This window comes from Streptomyces roseoviridis (assembly GCF_039535235.1).
In the GTDB taxonomy this organism is placed as follows: Bacteria; Actinomycetota; Actinomycetes; order Streptomycetales; family Streptomycetaceae; genus Streptomyces; species Streptomyces roseoviridis.
Genome location: NZ_BAAAWU010000001.1, coordinates 649,437 through 668,960, shown reverse-complemented (window position 1 = coordinate 668,960; position 19,524 = coordinate 649,437). Strand labels below are relative to the sequence as shown.

Below are 19,524 nucleotides of genomic sequence, written 5' to 3'. Positions count from 1 at the left end.
AGGAGAGCCGACCCATGGAGCGAGCGCCCGGCCATGCCCTGTACCGAGGGCCGGAGCTGGAGTTCACCGACGACGACGCGCCGCACGCCGTCGCGGCCCTCCACCGTGCGGCGGAACGCCACCCCGAGGCCGGGGTCGTCATCGTCGAGGACGACGGCAGCACCCGCACGCTGCGCTACCCCGAACTGCTCTCCCAGGCCCGCCGCATGCTCACCGGGCTGCGGCGGCACGGCCTGCGCCCCGGCACGGACATCGTCCTGTGCGGCCTGCCGCTGCCCCTGTTCTTCCCGGCCGTCTGGGCCTGCCTGCTCGGCGGCGCCCGGCCCGCGCTCGTCGCCGAACGCGCCGAGCCCGCATCCCCCGCCCTCGAACGGCTGCGCCACGCCTGCGCGTTGCTGGAAGAACCGCTCGTGCTCACCGACCGGGCGGGCGCCGCCTCCCTGGCCACCACCGCCCCCGGCCTGCGCTCCGCGGTCGCCGAGGACTGCCTCGACGGACGGCCGCAGGGGGCCGGAGCCGACCACGGCGAGCACGGTGAGCACGGCGGACCCGGCGAGCACGGCGGACCCGGCGAGCACGACTGGTACGAGGAGGGCGTCGTCGAGCCCGAGGGCTCCGACGTGGCCCTCCTCATGCTCTCCTCCGGCAGCACCGGAGCGCCCAAGGCGGCCCGGCTCACCCACGCGGGACTCGCCGAGTTCGCCGCGAGCACCCGCCGGATCCTCGACGTACGGCCGGGCGACACGAGCGTGAACTGGCTCCCGCTGGACCACAGCGGAGCCTTCCTCCTCTCCCACCTGCTCGAGGTGTTCGCCGGCTGCACCAACGTGCACGCGCCGACCGGATACGTCCTGGCCGAGCCCCTGCGCTGGCTGGACCTCCTCGACGCGCACCGCGCGAACCACGGCTGGGCGCCCGCCTTCGCCTACCGGCTGGTCGCCGAAGCGGTCGCGGAGCACCCCGGCCGCACCTGGGACCTCACCGGCATACGGTCGCTCCTGTGCGGCGGCGAACAGATACCCCTGCCGGTGATGCGGGCGTTCCTCGGCGCCCTCGGACCGTACGGCGTGCGCGAGGAGCACATCGTCCCCGCCTGGGGCATGGCGGAGACGGTCACGGCCATCACGTACGGGCGGCTCGGACGCGCGGGCTCCGTGCACCGGATCCGGAAGGACACCCTCGGCGGCGCCCTCGTGACCGCCGACGCCGGCACACCGGAGCGGGACGTGCTGACCTTCGTGTCCGTCGGCGCCCCCGCGCACCGCACGGAGGTACGGGTCGTCGACGGCCGGGGCGAGCCGCTCCCCGAACGCCGGGTCGGTGCGCTCCAGGTGCGCTGCGCGGCCCGGGTCACGCCCGGTTACGTGCGCGACGCCGAGGCGGACCGCGCCGCCTTCCCGGCCGGCCGGGACTGGCTCGCCACCGGCGATCTCGCCTTCCTCGCCGACGGGCAGGTGACCATCACCGGCCGGAGCAAGGACCTGATCATCGTCAACGGGCACAACGTGCTCTGCCACGAGGTCGAGGACGTCGCCGCCACCGTCCCCGGCACGCGCGCGGGCGCCGTCGCCGCCTGCGGGGTGCCCGACCCGGCCACCGGCAGCGAGTCGCTCGTCGTGTTCTTCGTCGGCTCGGGCAGCCCGGCAACCGACCGGGACGTCGCCGCCGGGATCAAGGCGGCCGTCTTCGCGGGACTCCGGCTCACCGTCGCCCGCGCCGTGCCCGTCGCCGACGCGGAATTCCCGCGCACACCGGCCGGGAAGATCCGGCGCGGGGAACTGCGCGACCGCCTGCTCACGGGCACCTTCGACCGGGCCCCGGCCCCGGCCCCGGCCCCGGCCCCGGGCCCGGGTCCGGACGCGCAGGTGGACCCGGACGTGGTGCCGGGCCCTGACGCCGACACCGCTCCGGACACCGCCACCGCCACCGGCTTCGCCTTCGACTTCGCCTTCGATGCCGACGGCGACGCTCGGGACGCGATGCTGGACGAGGTACGGGAGGCCGTTGCCGCCCTGGTGGGGCAGCCGGTCGACCCGTACACGCCCTTCTACGAGCTGGGCCTGACCTCCCTCGCCCTCGGCCGGCTCCGGGGCCGTCTGGAACAGCGCCTGGGCCGGACCGTCCCGGTCACCGCCCCCTTCGAGCACCCCACCGTCGCCGCCCTCGCCGCCCACCTGGTGGGCGAACCGCCCCTGCCCGCAGGGCCGTCCACCGTCCGGGCGAGCTCCCGGCACGCCTCCGAGGCGCCCGCCCCCGAGGCCCCCGCCCCGGAGGCCGCCCCCGGCGACCCGGCCCGGCCCGAGCACCGCATCGCGATCATCGGCCTCTCCGCCCGCCTCCCCGGCGCCGCTTCGGTCGACGCCTTCTGGGACAACCTCCGCGACGGCAGGGACAACGTCAGCGTCTTCCCGCGCCGCTCCGCAGCACCGTCCCACGTGCCCGTCGGCGGTGTCCTCGACGACATCGAGGGCTTCGACGCCGAGTTCTTCGGCATGAACCCGAAGGAGGCCGGACTCACCGACCCCGCCCACCGGCTCTTCCTCGAATGCTGCCACGAGGCACTGGAACAGGCCGGTCACGCGGCGTCGGCGCCCGAGACCCGCATCGGCGTCTTCGCCGGCAGCGGCATGAACCTCTACGACCACCAGAACACGGCCCGCACCGAGCCGCCCACCACCGGCTCCGCCCCGGAGGTCCCCGCGGACCCGGCCACCGGGCTGCTCACGGCCATAGGACGGCAACCCGACTTCCTCGCCACCCGCGTCGCGTACCGGCTCGGCCTCACGGGTCCCGCCATCGGCGTCCAGACCGCCTGCTCGACCTCCCTCGTCGCCGTCCACCTCGCCGCCCAGTCGCTGCTCAGCGGCGACTGCGACCTGGCAGTGGCCGGTGCCGCCGCCGTCCACACCCCGCAGGACTCCGGCTACCACAGCCACCCCGGCTCCATCCTCTCCCCGACCGGCCGCTGCCGGGCCTTCGACGCGGACGCCGACGGCACCGTGGGCGGCAACGGCGTCGCGGCCGTCGTCCTCAAGCGGCTGGACCGCGCGCTCGCCGACGGCGACACCGTGCACGCCGTCATCCTGGCCTCGGCGGTCAACAACGACGGTGCGGACAAGGCCGGTTTCAGCGCCCCCGGGCCGGCCGGTCAGGTCGACGTCGTACGGCAGGCGCTGCGCAAGGCGGCCGTCCCGCCGGAGACCGTCACCTACGTCGAAGCGCACGGCACCGGCACCCAGCTCGGGGACCCCGTCGAATTCGAGGCCCTGTCCCGTGCCTACGGGGCCGGCACCGGGCACACCGGCTTCTGCACCCTCGGTTCGGTCAAGCCGGCCATCGGCCACCTGGACAGCTGCGCCGGCATGGCGGGCCTGATCAAGACGGTGCTGATGCTGCGGCACCGCACCCTCGTGCCGACGCTCCACCTGAACCGCCCCCACCCCGCCCTCGCCCTCGACGGCAGCCCCTTCGTGCTCGGCACCCGGCTGCGGCCGTGGACCGCGCCGCCCGGCATCCCGCTGCGGGCCGGGGTCAGCGCGCTCGGCGTCGGCGGGACCAACGCCCACGTCATCCTGGAGGAAGCGCCGGCCCGCCGCACCCCCGCCGCCTCCCCGCACCAGACGGCGACGCCCGCCACCTTGCCGCACCCCGTGCTCGTGCCCGTCTCCGCGCGGGACCCGCAAGCCCTGGCCGAGCTCACCGGCACGCTCCGCCGTCATCTGCTGGACCACCCCGGCCTGAGCGCCGCGGACGTGGCGGCCACTCTGGCACTCGGCCGGCCCCACCGCCCGCACCGCACGGCCGTCGTGGGCCGCACACCGGGGGAGCTCGCCGCCGCCCTGGAACACGCCACCGCCGACGGCACCCCGCTCGGCCGTGAGGCGTTCGCCTACCCCGGTCAGGGCAGCGCCCGCCCCGGCATGGCCCGCGAGATCCACGCCGCCCACCCCGAGGCCCGCCGGATCCTGGAGCTGTGCGAACGCCTCTACGCGGAGGAGTCCGGCGGCACCCTGCTGCCGCTGCTGCTCGACGAGGACGCGGACGCGGGCACGGGCACGGGCACGGGCACGGGCGACCACCGTCCCTGGCCGACCTCGGTGGCGCAACCCGCCCTCTTCGCGCACCAGATGGCGCTCACCGCGCTGTGGCGGGCGGCCGGTGTGACTCCCGCCCTCGTGCTCGGGCACAGCGTCGGCGAGTACGCCGCGCTGTGCGCGGCCGGCGCCCTGTCCGTCGAGGACGGGCTGCGGATCACCGCCTGGCGCGGCCGGCTGATGGAGCGCGCGTGCCCGCCGGGCGGCATGTTGACCGTCCGCGCCGACCTGATGACCGCGCACCGCGTCGCCGAGAGGTCCGGAAGCGAGCTGGCGGCGGTCAACGGGCCCCGCTCCCACGTCCTTTCGGGCACGCCCGACGCGCTGGCGGAAGCCCGCCGCCTCCTCGACGCCGAGGGCACCCCCTGGCGCACCGTGCCGGTCGACCGGGCCTTCCACTCGCGTCACCTCGACGCCGTGCTCCCCGAGCTGCGGACACTGGTCGAGGGCCTGGAACGCCGCCCGCTGCGGCTTCCGCTGGCCAGCACCCTCGACGGCGCGGTCCGCCCGCCCGGCTGGAGGGTCGACCCCGAGTACCTGGTCCGCCAGGCGCGCGAACCCGTCCGCTTCGACCTGGCGGCGGCCGCGGCCGCGCGCGAAGGATGCGCGGACTTCCTGGAGATGGGCACCGGCGAGGTGCTGGCCCGCGTGGGCCGGCACTGCCTGCCCGACAGCCGCTGGCGGCCCGGCCAGGGAGCCGCCGCGGGCGAGCAGTGGCAGGGCTTCCTCGACTCGCTCGGCGAGCGCTACCGGCGCGGTGCGGACGTCGACTGGTCGCGGGTGACCCCGGCGGCCGGGCGCGTTCCGCTGCCGGGCCACCCGCTCCGCCGGCGCCGCTTCCCGCTGCCGACCGCGCCTTCCACCCCTGCCGCCGCTCCTTCCCCCGCCGCTGCCGCCGCTCCTTCCCTCGCCCCTGCTCCTGCCTCCGAACCGGTGGGGGCGCGGGCCCGAGGGGCCGTGCCGGAAGACGTGATCCTCGGCATACGGGAGCTGGCCGCGGTCAAGCTGGGCCTGGACCCGGCGGAGGTGGGGCCCGAGCACTCCTTCTTCGCCCTGGGTGCCGATTCCCTGGCGTTGATGGGCCTCACCGCCGATCTGGAGCGCCGCTACGGGGTACGGGTCCCCGTGCGCGAGCTCTTCGCCGACGCCGACACGCCGCGTGCCCTCGCCGAACTCGTCGTACGGCTCAGGGGTGACGCGCTGGAGCAGCCGGCCCCGGAGCCGCGGCCGGAACCCGCCCCGGAGCTGCGGCCGACCCCGACCCCGACTCCGGCGCCCGAGCCGGAGCCGAACCCGGAGCCCGTCCCGGAGCCCGTCCCGGAGGCGGGTGACGGTGACGGCGGCGGTGATCTGCGGGAGGTCGTGGCGCAGCAACTCCGTTTTGCGGAGCACCTCGTGGACCGGATGACGGACCTGATGGAACGCCAGCTTGAGGCGCTGAGCGATGCCCGGTCGACCACCGCTGCCCCGGCCCCCGCCCGAGCCGCGACTCCTGCCGCAGTGACGACTCCTGCCCCGGTCACGACTCCTGCCCCGGTCACGGATACGGCGGCGGTCCCGCCCCGGGGCCCTGCCCCGGTCCCTGATGCGGCCATGACCCCTGTCCCGGAGCCGATTCCCGCACCCCGCCCGGCCCCGGCTCCGCAGCCGTCCCCCCAAGCCGCCCCGCCCGGCTGTGACTTCAGCCTGTACTTCTTCGGTGACTATCCCGAGACCGGCGTCGCCGATACCTACGGGCTGATCCTGGAGGCGACGGAGTTCGCGGACCGGAACGGCTTCCACGCGGTCTGGTTCCCCGAGCGGCACTTCGACTCGTTCGGCGCGCCGTTCCCCAACCCCTCCGTCCTCGCCGCAGCCCTCGCGACCCGTACCAGCCGGGTCCGGCTGCACGCGGGTTCCGTCGTCCTCCCGCTGCACCACCCCGTACGGGTCGCCGAGGAGTGGTCCGTCGTCGACAACCTCTCGGGCGGCCGGGCCGGGCTCTGCTTCGCGAGCGGCTGGCACGCCCGGGACTTCGCGCTCGCGCCGGAGAACTTCGGGTCGCACCGCGAGGTGATGTACGAGCGCCTGGACACGGTCCGCGCCCTCTGGTCCGGCCGGCCGGTCACCCTGACCGCAGGAGACGGAGACCCCGTCGACATCCGGCTGCACCCGACTCCCGTCCAGGACCGGCCGCCCCTCTACGTCGCCGTCCTGGGCAACCCCGGCAGCTACCGCCGGGCGGCCGCCGAAGGACTCGGCGTCGTCACCAACCTGATGGCGCAGTCGGTCGAGCAGCTGGCGGAGAACATCGCGCTCTACCGGCGGACCCGGGCCGAGCACGGTCACGACCCCGCCACCGGCCGGGTCGTGGTCCTGGTGCACACCTACCTCACGAAGGACGCGGAGACGGCACGGCAGGAGGCGTACCGGCCCTTCGTCTCCTACCTCCGCTCCTCACTGGCCCTCTTCGACCAGGTCACCAACAGCCTGGGCTTCGACGTGGACCTGGCGAACACCCCCGAGGAGGACGTCGAGTTCCTGCTCGGGCGTGCCTACGAGAGCTACTGCGCCTCCCGTGCGCTCATCGGTGACGCCCGGTCCGTCGCGGAGACCGTGCGGCGGCTGACCGAGGCCGGCGCGGACGAGATCGCCTGCTTCGTGGACTTCGGCGTCCCCGCGGACAAGGTGCTCGCCGGGCTGCCCGAGATCGACGCCCTCCGCAGGCGGACCGGAGAACGCCCCGCCGTCCCCAGCCCGGCCGCCGTACCCGCCCCGGCCACTGTCCCAGTGCCGGCCGCCGTCCCCGCCCCGGCCGTTCTCCCCGGCCCGGCCGCCCCCACTGCCGCCCCCGCCCCCGCCGTCACCTCAGCTGTCACCGTCACCGGTGAACTGACGCCACCCGAGCGGCGGATCTGGCTCGTGGAGCAGATGTACCCCGGCACGAGCATGTACCACGAGCCGAAGGCCATCCGTCTGGACGGACCCCTGGACGTGGACAGGCTGCGCCGGGCGCTGCGGTGCACGGTGGCGGGGCAGCCCGCGCTGCGCACGGTCTTCGACACGGTCGACGGCGAACCGGTCCGGCGGATCCACGACGCGGTCGAGGTCGACTGCCCGGTCGAGGACCACACGGGCTCCACCGAGGAGCAGGCCCTGGCCGCCGCGCTGGCCGGGGCGGCGGGGACGGGCTTCGACCTGGCGACGGGCCCGCTGTTCTCGTGCCGGCTGCTGCGCCTCGCGGCGGACCGGCACGTCCTCTTCCTCCTGGCCCACCACATCGTCTTCGACTCCTCCTCCACCGTCGTGTTCACCCGCGAGCTCGCCGCCCACTACCGGGCCCGGCCGGACACCGCCCGGGACACCGTGCCGGACACCGCCCCGGCGCCGCGCCCGCCGGCCGCCCGGCCGGTCCCCGACGTCGCGCCCGCACGCCGGGCCGAGGTCCTGGACTTCTGGCGGCGCGAACTCGCGGGCGCTGCGGATGCGACCCTGCCCTCGGACCGGGCCCGCCCGGCCGTGCGGTCCGGCCGGGGCGCGAGCCTCACCCATGCCCTCGACGGACGGCTGACCGCCGGCCTCAAGGGCTTCGCGGCCCAGCGGCGCTCCACCCTGTTCATGGTGCTCACGGCGGCGATCGGCGCCGTCCTCGGCCGGCTCGGCGGGCATGACGACGTGGTCGTCGGCACCGCCGTGTCGGCGAGGCCCGAGGGCGCCGAGGACGAGATCGGCCTGTTCCTCGACACGGTGGCGCTGCGGGTGGACCTGGCCGGCGACCCGGACTTCACGGAGCTGCTGCGCCGGGTGAAGGAGCGCAGCACCGCCGCGTACGAACACCGGGACGTCCCCTTCGACGAGCTGGTGTCCGCGCTCAACCCGCGCCGCGACCCCGGCCGCAACCCGCTGTTCCAGGTGATGGTCGAGTACGAGAACGAGGGCCGGGTGGACTTCGACCCGCCGGGCCTCGCCGCGACGCTCCTCGACATGCCGTCCGCCCGCGCCCCCTTCGACCTCGGCGTCTATCTGACCCACCACCACGACGGCGTGCGCTTCATGGCCGAGTACGACACGGACCTGTTCACCGAGAGCGACGTCCGACGGTTCACGGACCACGTCGAACAGCTGCTGCGGCGGGTCCTCGCCGATCCCGGGGCGCCACTCGCCGCGCTGACCGCGCCCACGCACACCGGCCGGGTGGAGCTGGCCCGGCTCGGGCGCGCCGAGGAGCCCTGGCCGGCCGTCACCGAGACCCTCCACGGGCTGTTCGAGGCGCAGGCGCGCCGGTCACCGGACGCCGTCGCCCTGCTGTCCGCCGCCGACGGCGGGCGGACGAGCTACGCGGAGCTCGACCGTGCCGCCGACCGGCTGGCGGCCCGGCTGCGCGCGCGGGGCGCGGGCCGCGGCGAACGGGTCGCGGTGCTGCTCCCGCGCGGCCCCGGGCTGATCACGGCGCTGCTCGCGGTGCTGAAGAGCGGGGCCGCGTACCTGCCGGTCGACGTGTCCCAGCCCGGGCCCCGCGTCGAACAGCTCCTCGCCGACGGCCGTCCCGTGCTGGTGCTGACCGACGCGGCGACCCGGGCCCGCCACCCCGCCCTGGAAGGCCGGCGACTCCTCACCGTCGAGCCGCCCGCCCCGGACGACGCCGGCCCGGACGAGGCCGCCCCGGAACAGGCCATGCCGGACGAGGCCATGCCGGACGAGGCCACGCCAGAAGACCCCGACGGGCTCCCGGCGGTGACGCCCGACGACCCCGCGTACTGCATCTACACCTCCGGCTCCACCGGCCGGCCCAAGGGGGTGGTCGTGCCCCACCGCGGCCCCGTGAACATGGTGTTGCGGCACCTGGAGGAGCACCCCGGGCTCCGCACCCTGCAATGGACCTCGCCCGCCTTCGACGTCAGCGTCCAGGAGATCTTCACCACCCTGGCCGCCGGGGCCGCCCTCGTCCTGATCGACGACGCGCTGCGGCACGACCCCGCCGCCCTCGTCGAGACCGCCCGCCGGCACCGGGTGCAGCGCATGTTCCTGCCGTGCACCCCGCTCACGTACCTGATGGAGACCGGGCCTCGGCTGCCCGACCTGCGCGAGCTGTTCTCGGCGGGCGAGGCCCTGCACCTCACCCCCGCGTTCCTCGACTTCCTCGACCGGCACCCGGACTGCGCCCTGCACAACCAGTACGGGCCGACCGAGACGTCCGTCATCGTCACCTCCCACCGGGTGGACCCCGCCGGGGGCACCCGGCCGCCCATCGGCCGGCCGCTGCCCGGCGTGCGGATCACCCTGCGGGACGCGACCGGCGCCGAGGTGCCCCGGGGCGCGGCCGGCGAGATCCACGTGGGCGGTGTCGCCGTGGCGTACGGCTACCACGGGCGGCCCGAGGAGACGGCCGCGGCCTTCCTCACCACCCCGGCGGGCGAGACGGTCTACCGCACGGGCGACCTGGCCCGCTGGAGGAACGACGGCACCCTGGAGTTCCTCGGCCGCGTGGACGACCAGGTCAAGATCCGTGGCCACCGGGTCGAACCCGCCGAGGTCAAGGAGGCGTTGACCCGGCGGCCCGCCGTGCGCGACGCGGCCGTCGTGCCCCGCAGGAACCACAATGGCGACACGGAACTCGTCGCCTACCTCACGCCCACCGGACCGCGCGTCCCCGACACGGCCCGTGAGGCCGAGGCGCTCCGTGCCGATCTGGCCGCGGAGCTGCCCGACCACCTCGTGCCGCGGCACTGGGTGTGGCTGGACCGGCTGCCGGTCGGCACGTCCGGGAAGCTGGACCGGAGCCGGCTGCCCGCGCCCGAGGACGCCGCCGCCCCGGCCCCGTACGACTCCGGCGACGAGCCCGCGACCGGTGCCGAGAAGGCCCTGCACGAGCTGTGGTGCGAGGAACTGGGCGTCGGCCGCGTGCCGGTGACCCGTTCGTTCTTCGAACTCGGCGGCCACTCGCTCAGCGCCGTCCGGCTGCTCAACCGGATGGCCGCCGAACACGGCGTCGCCCTGTCCATGGCGGACTTCTTCCGCGCCCCGACCCTCCGCGCCGTCGCCCGCCTGCTCGATGCCGAGGACCCCGCGCCGCCCCCGCCCGCCGTACGGCCGGCCGGCCCCGTCCCCATGCCGGCCACGCTGCGCCGGCTCTGGCGCCGTCACCACGAGCGCACCGACCCCGCCGTCTACAACGTCGTCCACCGCGTCGACCTGCACGGCCCGCTGGACCCGGAGGCGCTCGCCCGTGCGCTCGCCGCCCTCGTACGCCGTCACGACGCCCTGCGCAGCCGCGGCGTGGAACGCGACGGCGAGCTCCTGGTCGAGACCCTCACCGACGTTCCGGTCGACCTGCCCCTCGACGACCTCACGCCGCTCGGTGCGCCGGCCGTCGACCGCTGGTGCCGGGACGAGGCGGAGCGGCCCTTCCGGATGGACCGGGCGCCGCTGTTCCGCTTCCGGCTCGGCCGGACGGCCGAGGACCGGTGGGTCCTCATGGTCGTGCTCCACCACGCCGTCTGCGACGGCTGGTCGATGGGCATCCTGTGGAACGACCTCGGGCGCCTGTACCGCCCGTACCGCCCGCACGGGGGACACGGCGGCGAAACGGCCGCCCGAGCAGCCGCCCCGGCCGTCCCCCTCGCGTCGCCCGCTCCGGCGGACCTGCCCGCCCCGCCCGCCGCGCAGTTCACCGACTTCGCCCGCTGGGAGGCGGAACAGCTCACCGGCCCCCGCCGCGCCCGCCTGGAGTCCTTCTGGCGCGAGGAACTCGACGGTGCCCGGCTGCACATCGGGCTGCCGTACGACCGGCCCCGCCCCGCGACGCTCTCCGGAGAGGGGGCCCTGCACCGGCACGTCGTCGAGGGGCCCGTACCGGACCGGGTCGCCGAGGTCGCCGGCCGGCTCGGCGCCACCCCGTACACGGTGCTCGCCGCGTCCTTCGCCACCTGGGCCGCGGGCCTCGGCGGCACGGCCGCCCGCGACGTGGTGCTCGCCGCCTCCAGCGCCAACCGGGCCGGGCGGCGCGCCCACGAGGAGATCGTCGGGCTCCTGGGGGACGCCGTCCTGCTGCGGGCCCGCCTCTCCGAGGCGGAGACCTTCGCCGACCTCGTCACGGGCCTCGGCGGCACGCTGTTCGGCGTCCTCGACCACCAGGCGCTCCCCCTGGAGGAGGTGGTGCGCCTGGTCGCGCCACAGGAGGCGGACGGACTCTTCCCCAGGGTGCTGTTCACCGTCGTCACCACCCCGGCACCGGTCCTGCGGCTGGGCGAGGTCTCGGCCACCGTCACCTCCGTCCCCGTCCGGGGAGCGGCCCGCAACGAGCTCTACGTGGTGCTCGTGCCCCGCCCGGGCAGCATCACAGTCACCTTCGAGTACTCCACCGACCTCTTCGACGCCGCCACGGTCGCCCGCTGGGCGGAGGAGTTCACCCGGCTCCTCGCGACCGTCACCTCCCGCCCGGACACACCGCTGTCGGCGCTGACCGAACGGCCCGCGCTCCAGGGCCGGTCGACGTGAGGGCCCGCCCCCGGCGGTGGCCCGCCCCGGCGAACGGCGCTCTCCGTGGGAGCGCCGTTCGCCCGGCGTATCCGGGCATCCGGCCGCACGAAGCGGGGCCCGCCGGCCCCCCGCACCGGCCCCTCCCGCCCCGACCGTCAGGTTCGGGCCCTCCCACCCCGGCCGCCCGGTCCGGTGCCGAACGCCGGGGAGACGGCCGGTGCGGTGTGCTTCGACAGGCCGTCGCCGCGTCACCGCGTCACCGCGTCACCGCGTCACCGCGTCACCGCGTGCTAGGATCACGCTTTTGCGTGGTCGTCGCGGTGGGCGATTCCGTCTGTTCGGATCCGCCGGTGCGCGGTCCGTCCGGACCTGCCGGGCCTTCCTCGGTACGTCTCCCTGCGGAAGGCTGTTCATGAATCACCCCGACGGCTCCCCCTCCGGCACCGCTCCCGGCGGTCCCGCCCCGTCCGAGGCCCCGGCGCCGGTGCCGGCCCCGGCCGTCTCGTTCGCCGATCTGGGGCTGCCGGCGGAGGTCCTGCGCACACTCGGCGACCTCGGCGTCCGCGCACCCTTCCCGATCCAGGCCGCCACCCTCCCCGACGCCCTGCGCGGGCGTGACGTCCTGGGGCGCGGTCGCACCGGATCGGGCAAGACGCTCGCCTTCGGTCTGCCGCTCCTGACCCGTACGGCCGGGCGGCGCGCCGAACCGAAGCAGCCCCTCGCCCTGGTCCTCGTGCCCACCCGGGAGCTGGCCCAGCAGGTCACCCAGGCGCTCGCGCCCTACGCCGAGGCGTTGCGACTGCGCATGGCCACGGTCGTCGGCGGCATGTCCATCGGCCGGCAGATCGCCGAGCTCCGCGAGGGGGCCGAGGTGGTCGTCGCCACCCCCGGGCGCCTGCACGACCTCGTCGAGCGCAAGGCCTGCCGCCTGGGACGGGTGCGGATCACCGTCCTGGACGAGGCCGACCAGATGTGCGACCTGGGCTTCCTGCCGCAGGTCGCCGAAGCGCTCGACCAGGTGCGCCCCGACGGCCAGCGGATGCTCTTCTCCGCCACCCTGGACCGCGACGTCGACCAGCTGGTCCGCCGGCACCTGCACGACCCCGTCGTCCACTCGGTCGACCCGTCCGCCGGTACGGCCGCGACGATGGAGCACCACGTGCTGGTCGTGCACGGCCCCGACCGCTACGCCGTCACCACGGAGATCGCGGCCCGCGACGGCCGCGTCCTGCTGTTCCTCGACACCAAGCACGGCGTCGACCAGCTCACCCGGCACCTGCGGGCCCACGGGGTGCACGCCGCGGCGCTGCACAGCGGCAAGTCCCAGCCCCAGCGCACCCGCACCCTGGCGCAGTTCAAGAACGGCCAGATCACCGTCCTGGTGGCGACCAACGTCGCCGCCCGCGGCCTGCACGTCGACGACCTCGACCTCGTCGTCAACGTCGACCCGCCCACCGACCCCAAGGACTACGTGCACCGGGCGGGCCGCACCGCCCGCGCCGGGGAGTCCGGCAGCGTCGTCACGCTCGTGCTGTCCGGCCAGCGCCGCGAGACGAGCCGGATGATGACCGAGGCGGGCATCGAGCCGACCGTCACCAAGGTGCGCTCGGGCGAGGCGGCCCTGAGCCGGATCACCGGCGCGAAGGCCCCCTCCGGCACCCCGCTCGACGCCGGGCCCGCCACGGCCCGGCCGAAGAACACCAACACGCCCTTCCGCGGCCTCGGCACCAGCAAGGACACCTCCCGCGCCGCCGGTGGCAGGTCCCGCAAGGCGGGCGAGGCCCGCAAACTCGCCGAGGCCCGCAAGGCCGCCCTCGTGCGCCGCAACGGCTGAGAGCGGCGCCCGCGCCCCGTTCGGCGTGACAAGCTGTGCCTGCCCATCACCGAACCCAGGAGGTCACCATGACCGCAGAACCCGAGACGACCGAAGGTTCGGAGCCGGCCGCCCCGGAGACGTCCCCCGTGGCGCCCGACAGCGACGGCAACTACGACCTCAAGCGCAGGTTCCGCGAGGCCCTGGCCCGCAAGCAGGGCGGGCAGGCGGACACCACCGACGGTGCCGCCAACCCGAACGCCTCCAAGGTGCGGGCGGCCCACGGCCCGGCCTCCAGCCAGCGTTCCTTCCGTCGCAAGAGCGGCGGCTGACCCCCACCGACCACCGCCGCCCCGCCCCGCCGTGCCCGGGGGGGCGGGGCGTCGGCGTGACCGTGATCACGGATCCACTCCGGCCGGTGTTGCGTACGCTGGTCTCGGTTGGCGTGAGTCCGTGGGGCCTTCGGGACAACTCCCCGTGCACCGACCCGTTGTACGGTGGGAAAACAGCACTTGACCTGCATGAACGCAGGCAGGGAGCCGAGCTTTCGGGAGTACCTCCATGATGCGCACCATGTTCAAGTCCAAGATCTAGCATCTGTGTGTTTTCGCAGGTCAGAGGATTGATCGACCCGCTCAGATCAGCAAACGGTCAGCATCGGGCGCAGGAGCGTCCCAGCTTGCTGACGGGTGGCCGCCATGATGGGTGACCTCGACAGGTCTCTGGCTCCCACCAGGCCGAAGCCGGACCCACCGTGGCGGCCCTCCGCGTGACCTGCTGCGTCATGATCACCCGCGCCCGCGAGCGGGGGTTGGTCCCGGGCCTGCGGGGGCAGCCGGTTGCCGCGCCACCTGGGGGCCTGCACGGGTAGGCGATGATGCGCCAAGCGCCCACTGGGTGAGATGTCCGAGGGAAGGGCGGGCGCCCGCCCGACGTACGTACGACAGGGGACCCGTATCCGCCATGCCGCCGCCTCCGAGCAGCGATACTGGATGCATGGACGCGACGATCACCGCCCCCCGCGCCGAGGTGCTGCGGGACCGCTACCGCAGCCGACTGCCCGAGCGCTTGCAGGAGCTGGCCGGCCCCGTCGAGGGCACCGTGGACCTGCCGCTCCATATTGTCTGGTCCGGGCGTACGAGCTACAGCCTGGACCGTCCGAAGTCCCGCATGACGCTCTACCGGACGGTCCTCGCCGAAGGACTGCGCGAGGACCTGGTGACCCTCCTGCACCACCGACTGCTCGCCGAGCAGTGGCCCGTGCTGCGGCGCTTGATCAGTCCCTACATCTGCGAGGTCTGGGAGGACGCCTTCCCTGAGCTGCTCCGCAGCGCTCCGGCCGACACGACCGCCGCGTGAAGCTCACTCCGCTCCACGAGCGTCTCCTCGCCGACATTCTCGACCTCGGCTCCCCCTACCCTCTGGTCCTCACCGGCGGATACGCCGTGCAGGCCCACGGCCTGGTCGAACGCTTCAGTCGTGACCTCGACGTCGCCACCGAGAACCCCGCTCCGATGCAGGAGATCGTCGCCTCACTCACAGCCGGCCTCAGCGCGCGTGGATGGCGGACCACGCACGTCCAGACCGATCCGCTCAGCGGCCGGTTCCTCGTCACCGACCCGGACACCGGCGAGGAGTGTGAGGTCGACGTCCTCAAGGAGGCGTTCTGGGCTCCGCCCGCCCAGACCCCCTACGGCCCCGTTCTTTCCCTCGACGACGTAATCGGCACCAAGGTCCGTGCCCTCGCCGACCGCGGCACCGTCCGCGACCTCATCGACGTCCAGGCCGCATCCCGCCACCGCTCCACCGCCGACCTCGAATCCCTGGGCCGCCGTCGCGCCCACGACGAGTTCAGCCTGGAAGACCTCCGGGACCGGCTGATCGGCGCGGACTGGTACGAGGATGAGGACTACACCGCGTACGGGCTCACCTCCCGGCAGATCGAAGAACTCAAGGCGTGGGCGCTGGAGTGGGCGGAGGATCTAAGTGCACGGATCCATGACGAGAACGCCTGAGAGGCGGTCAGCGCGTCCATCCTTTCTACCGTCGTTGCAACGAGAGGATGCGGTGTGGACAGCAGGTTCCAACTCGGAGCTGTCCACGGTGGGTGGCTGCCCTGCACGGCGGATGTGCAGGGCAGCCGAGCGACACCGTGCAGTGGACTGACGGCGAAACCGGGCTGCGGTAACGGTCGAACAAACAGGTGCTTACGGAAGGCGGTAAGTGTTCCCGTCCGGTTCCGCATGGCCTCCCTCGTCGTCGATGGGGAACTGGTGGCCGTGCAGTCGGTAGACCATCTCGTCTGGCGCAGACAGCATTCGTGCCTGCCGCCAGGCTATATCGAATGACAGGTGGCCGCCCGCTTCGCGTCGCAGGCGAAGCGCACGCCAGGAAGAGAGGGGGTCCAAAACGATGCGCCACAGAGCCAGGCTCATTCCGTGCGCCGACCTTCCGTGGCACCGGGAGAAGGGACAGAAGCGTCGTCCGATGTGTCATCGCCCTTCAGCTTCTGCAGCGCATCGCAGAGCGCGAGCATGGCCCGGTTCTGCAGCTCAATGTCGTTGAAGCCCTGGCCGACCTTCTCCCACTGGTCGAGCATGGGCTGCCACCATTCGTCAGCCGCGACCATCCATCGCGCCAGGCGCTGCCATTCGGCAACCTGCTGAGCGCCCGGCCAATCGCCCTGCTACTCGATCCGGTCCAGCACGAAAAGGTCGGGCTGCTCGTACAGGTTCGTGCGCAGGAACCGCAGCCGCCGTATCCGTGCCTCGTCTGCCTGCTGCTGAGCAAGGTCCTCCCGTGCGCGCTCCGAGAGCGCCAGTTGCACACGGGCATCCAGACACCGGTACACGGTGGCGCGGGTGTGTTCCGGGGCGCCGAGTTCGGCGTTGATGGTGTCCTGTGCGGTGCGCACCTCGACGGCTGGGAAGAGCTGCGCGACCTCGCCGGCCCGCGCCAGGGTCCGGCTGAGTACGAGGTCTTCGAGATTGGGCCGGACCCGTAGCGGGGGACGCCACTCGATCGTGAACGTGGCCTCGAAATGGATACCGGGGGTCGCGCAGCGGAGCATCCGTGGCTGGGTGCAGTGGATCGTACGGGCCCGGCGCTGCCAGAACCACCTCACGCTGGATCCCTGTTGAGCTGAATCACCGTGCGGACACGCGGGTCTACGAGACGGTCCCAGAAGTCGTTGGCGGCATTGGTGTCCCCGTCGACCGAGACGTGCTCCAGTGCCTGCATCAGGCTCACGGAAGCCTTGAAGATCTTTTGGCCGCGTAGGACGGGGAGTAACCCGTCGCGGACGCGGGCGTAGGTGTCGGGGTCGGTTGCCGACTGCTTGATCCATGTGGTGAGGCGGTCGATGGCGTCCGGTGCCGTGTCGATGTTTCCCAACAGGTCCTGCAGTGCCCGGTTCACGTCCACTTGGGAAGGGACTTCATCGGACAGCAGCCACGGGGTGGTGGAGCCCGGTACGGACATCAGGGCCAGGAAGGCCGCGGTACCGGCCCCGCGGGACCGACCTGACTGCTGCCACGTTCGTACCTCGGTGATGAGCCGGGCCACCCCGGCGGGGTGCTGCGCCTGCTCCACGAAGGCTTTGAGGGCCTCAGGCCAAGCTGATTCGTGCCCGCTGTTGGCGGCTCGCCGCAGGCGGACCATGGCCATCCTGGCGTGAGAAGAGGTGACATCGGCGGTGTTCAGGACCCGTCGGCAGACGGCCACCACGGTGGTTGCGCGTTCCTTGAGCGATGCCCAACCGTACAAAAGGCCCCATACCTGGCGGCCAATGTGCTCGTCCTGAATGGCCTGGATCAGGAGGGCGCTGAGGAGTTCCTTCTTCACTGGGTAGGCCGGAGAGCCGAGTTGTACGAGGTGGTCGACGTTGCCGTGCCGCAGGGTCAGAGCGGCGATGGCATCCACGACGTGCTCGTTCGCCTCGCTGTCGTCCCCGGACGTGAGCCATTTCAGCAAGGGCTCACGCATGACCTCGTAGTTGTCCCAGACGTAGGTCAGGACGGCCCTGCCGTAGCCGGGCTGGTCGAAGACGACTTCGTCGTGGCTGCCAACTCCGGCGCCGGTATCGACGACACGGCGGCGCAACCCGCGGCCGGCGAATGCTGCACTTGTCGTCGAGGCGAAGCCGCTTCCGTCGGCGGCGTCGGCGCAGATGATGCGCTGCAGGTCCCGGGCGGCCTTGGCCACTACGGGCAAGGGAGCGGATTGCCGCACAGCGAGGGCCAGGAGGAGGCAGCGGTCCTCCAGCGGCAGCGACGTGTCCTTGCCTCCATGTACGGAGACGGCCTCTCCGAACAGCATGTCAAGTTTGTCCCGCCAGTCGGACAGGGCGGACGTGATCCGTTCAGCAAGCCCCGCGTCGAGCGCGGACCACGACGACGGCACGTCCATGGGGAGCGAGGAATCGGTCAGCCGTTCGTGTTCTCGCCATGCGAGCACGACCGAGTCCGCCGCGCGGACCGCTTCCACGGCGTCGAGACCGCTCAGCGAAGCTTTGGTCTTGTCGACGGAGTGAAGGTAGGCAATCAGACCGGGGGCCTTGCGAGCTCTCAGCCGGGCCTCCACGACACTCTGGGCGGGCGGCGGCTCGTTTAGGTGGACGATGTGAATGCCTGACTGGACCGGGATATAATGATCAGTCCACAGGTCTTTGGCCACGTTCAAGACGAGGTAGGAGCCCAGTTTCTCCAGAAGCCCCGCATGCTCTTCGAGCATGGTGAGGAAATCGGCCGAGATCCGGTCGCGTTCGGGGTCCTTGAGGTCGACCTGGTAGGCGCGGTGCTCCTCGGCGGGAAGTCGGCCCACTTTGGGTGTCTTCCAGTCCGCGTCCAGCTTCACGATGTCGGTGTCCTCATCCGTGTGCCGGGCGAGGAGGTGCAGGGCCAGGGTGGTCGATCCGTACGACCGTGGCGCGACAATGATCAGTACGTGCTTTCGCGGGTGTAACCCCGCCGGATCCAGAGCCTGCTGCCACGTCTCGGCCCATTGGCCTTCGCGGACGATCGGCTCCTGCTTGATCCGGTGACGAGGAAGAGTGGGGCCTTCGAGGATCCCCTGCTTGCGGGTCTCGTTGATGATCTTGTCGGCGTGGTTGACGAAGAACTCTGGGCGGTTCACCGTGATCGGCGCCGGTCCGGAGCCCGGTACGGGGGGCACGACGAACGCTGCCGGGTCCGCCCGGCCGCCGTCAGCGACCTCCGCGCCTTCAGTAGCGTTACTGCTGGGGCCCGTCGGCCACGTAGCCTTGCCGCCCGCTCCCTTCAGTGGAGGCTCGGGCTCGTCGGGAGGGCGGGGTGGAAACAGGGGGCGATCATCGGACATGTGTTCTCTGGTTCCTTTCGGTGCGGCGCGGGTACGAGGGCACGGGACGGTCAGATCCGGCGCCGGTCGATGCGCATGGTTCCGACCTTGTTGATCACGGTGGTGTCGGTCATTTCGCCGTTGAACTGGAAGACGGCGCCGGGCGGGTTATTCGGGTCGGCCAACGACGTCGGCGAAGCTTTTCCACCGCTACCTCCGGGTGGCTCCGGGTTGATCAGCGGGGCGAGGGCTCGCGGTGTCATCTGGGGTACGAAGAGCCAGCACGGCTCCTCGAACGCCTTGCCGTGTACCCGCGCCATGGCGCGGAGGAAGTGTTCCTCGTCGAGGTCCGGCGTGCGTCCCGCACGGACGGTCCGCCGGAACGCCGCCTCTGAGACGACGGCGGCCAGAAAGCCGCCCCGGTGTTCCCTGGCCGCGGTGAGGCCGGCGCGCACCACCTGGCTGTCGAGCAGTCGGCACACCTCGTTGATGGCGTCGCCACGGTGGTCAGGCAGGGAGAGCGGTCCGACGTGCAGAGCAGCACGCAATCGGATCGCCGGAGCGCTGGATAGCCGTTCACGGTCGTACCGGACGAGCGCTGCGTGCAGGTGCTCCAGCAGTGGGTCGACCAGCCTTGCGATGTCCTTGGCTGGCATGACGAAGATGGCGCCGTCACCGGTGTCCTTGAATGCACCGGTCCGGTCTCGGGGGTCCTGCAGTCCAACGTGGGCCAGCACATTGGTGAGGACGTCGTCCAAGTCCGAGCGGACCGGTGCCATCTTTGCTTCCGGGATCTGGCTGTACCCCTGCATGTCCACGGCCAGGAGCGCCTGCTCCGGAGGG

General features: G+C 73.1%; 9 protein-coding genes. 5 read left to right on the top strand and 4 right to left on the bottom strand.

The window, feature by feature from the left end; genetic code table 11:
- The first annotated feature begins 14 nt into the window (after window positions 1–14).
- From ABD954_RS03000 to ABD954_RS02980, 5 genes are all read left to right on the top strand, one after another.
- Complete coding sequence (locus tag ABD954_RS03000) at window positions 15–11,570, top strand: non-ribosomal peptide synthetase/type I polyketide synthase (RefSeq protein ID WP_345484159.1); 11,556 nt, start codon at window positions 15–17, stop codon at window positions 11,568–11,570.
- 394 nt (window positions 11,571–11,964) lie between these two features.
- Window positions 11,965–13,386: a DEAD/DEAH box helicase gene (locus ABD954_RS02995; RefSeq protein WP_345484158.1), complete on the top strand. Its 1,422-nt coding sequence runs from the start codon at window positions 11,965–11,967 to the stop codon at window positions 13,384–13,386.
- A gap of 68 nt (window positions 13,387–13,454) precedes the next feature.
- Complete coding sequence (locus tag ABD954_RS02990) at window positions 13,455–13,697, top strand: DUF5302 family protein (RefSeq protein ID WP_345484157.1); 243 nt, start codon at window positions 13,455–13,457, stop codon at window positions 13,695–13,697.
- Window positions 13,698–14,361: 664 nt separating this feature from the next.
- Entirely contained in the window at window positions 14,362–14,724 is a 363-nt protein-coding gene (locus tag ABD954_RS02985) for a hypothetical protein (RefSeq protein ID WP_345484156.1), read from the top strand.
- Window positions 14,721–15,380 (top strand): nucleotidyl transferase AbiEii/AbiGii toxin family protein, encoded by a 660-nt coding sequence (locus ABD954_RS02980; protein ID WP_345484155.1) that lies wholly within the window; start codon window positions 14,721–14,723, stop codon window positions 15,378–15,380. Before ABD954_RS02985 ends, ABD954_RS02980 begins: the two co-directional genes overlap by 4 nt.
- 416 nt (window positions 15,381–15,796) lie before the next feature.
- Here ABD954_RS02980 and ABD954_RS02975 read toward each other — a convergent pair whose 3' ends face one another.
- The 4 genes from ABD954_RS02975 to ABD954_RS02960 form a co-directional block, all read right to left on the bottom strand.
- Window positions 15,797–15,964 carry a hypothetical protein gene (locus tag ABD954_RS02975; RefSeq protein WP_345484154.1) on the bottom strand — a complete coding sequence of 56 codons (168 nt, stop codon included), beginning with the start codon at window positions 15,962–15,964 and terminating at the stop codon, window positions 15,797–15,799.
- An 87-nt stretch (window positions 15,965–16,051) separates the two neighbouring features.
- A complete protein-coding gene (locus ABD954_RS02970) occupies window positions 16,052–16,489 on the bottom strand; it encodes a hypothetical protein (protein ID WP_345484153.1) in 438 nt (145 codons plus the stop codon).
- Entirely contained in the window at window positions 16,486–18,702 is a 2,217-nt protein-coding gene (locus ABD954_RS02965) for a hypothetical protein (protein ID WP_345484152.1), read from the bottom strand. Before ABD954_RS02965 ends, ABD954_RS02970 begins: the two co-directional genes overlap by 4 nt.
- Before the next feature lie 50 nt (window positions 18,703–18,752).
- Window positions 18,753–19,493, bottom strand: a complete 741-nt coding sequence (locus ABD954_RS02960; protein WP_345491934.1) for a hypothetical protein — start codon at window positions 19,491–19,493, stop codon at window positions 18,753–18,755.
- Between the last annotated feature and the right edge of the window lie 31 nt (window positions 19,494–19,524).